The following is a 1327-nucleotide window of genomic DNA, read 5'->3' on the forward strand; positions in this document are numbered from 1 at the left end:
CGCCGGTGTCGGGACGGGCCAGCCGGCGCACCAGCACCCGGCCACCACGCACCGCGACCTCAGGCTCGTCACCGCCCGCCAGCCCCACCACAACCGGCACGTCCCCGACCCACGACTCCACATCCGCCAACATCAGCCGACCGGGATGCTCGGACATCGCCGAACGAACCAACCCCCACACTGCGGCACCCGCCAGATCCGACACATCCTGACCGGCCCCCACAGCCACCGCACCGCGTGTGAGCACCACCAGCCGAGAGCCGACCAGCCTCTCCTCGGCCAACACCTCACCCACCACGCCCAGCACTTGGCCGGTCAACGCCCGCGCCTGCACACCCCTGTCACCTTCCAGAGGCCCGGCGCAGGGAACGACCAGCACCTCAGGCACCGATGCACCCGCCTCCAGCAGACCCGCCACCCCGGCGTAACGCACCGCTCCCAGCGACTCCACCTCCGGCGCACCGGCACCGATCACCGCCCACGACCCAGCCCGCACTTCACCGCCGATACCGGGCAACACCGTCCACTGCACGCTGAACAACGACCGCTGCCCCGCCCCGGACCCCAGCAGTTCCCCATCCACCGGCCGCAGTGCCAACGCATCCACCGACACCACCGGGGCGCCCGTCTCGTCAGCCGCGTCCAGGCAGAGTGCGCCGTCCTCGGTGACCGACAGGTGTACCCGCAACGACCGTGCGCCCGAGGCGTGCAACGACACCCCGCTCCAGGAGAACGGAAGTCCGCCTTCACCGGCTGCGGGCAGGAACGCGGCAGCGTGCAGGGCGGCATCGAACAACGCCGGGTGGATACCGAACTCACCCGCCCGCTCAGCCACTTCATCGGCCAGCCACACCTCAGCGAAGACCTCTTCGCCTCGCCGCCACGCGGCTCGCAGCCCCTGGAAGGCCGGACCGTATCCGTAACCCGTCTCCGCCAGGCCCTCATAAAGCCCGTCCACCGGCACCTTGATGGCATCCGCCGGCGGCCACACCACTTCCTGCCACACCGGCACGGATGCCTCGGAGGCCAGCGTTCCACTGGCGTGGCGTGTCCAGTCGGTCTCCCCCTCCGGCCGCGCATACACACTCACCGCACGACGACCGGACTCCGGCGCGTCGAGGACCACCTGCACCTGCACGCCCCCGCGCTCGGGCAGCACCAACGGCCGCTCCAACGCCAGCTTCTCCAGAACACCACACCCCACCTCGTCACCGGCCCGCACCAGCAACTCCGCCAACGCGGTGCCCGGCACAACCACCACACCACCCACCACGTAATCAGCCAGCCACTCATGCAAGGCGAGAGACAACCGGCTGGTGAACACCAC

The 1327-nt window shown here is 70.3% G+C and carries 1 protein-coding gene; it reads right to left on the minus strand.

Features of this window, described 5'->3' with window-relative positions; translation table 11 throughout:
* A partial coding sequence (locus tag AQJ67_RS50355) for a polyketide synthase dehydratase domain-containing protein (protein WP_208615162.1) occupies window positions 1–1327 on the minus strand: 1327 nt, incomplete at both ends.

This window comes from Streptomyces caeruleatus, from assembly GCF_001514235.1.
In the GTDB taxonomy this organism is placed as follows: Bacteria; Actinomycetota; Actinomycetes; order Streptomycetales; family Streptomycetaceae; genus Streptomyces; species Streptomyces caeruleatus.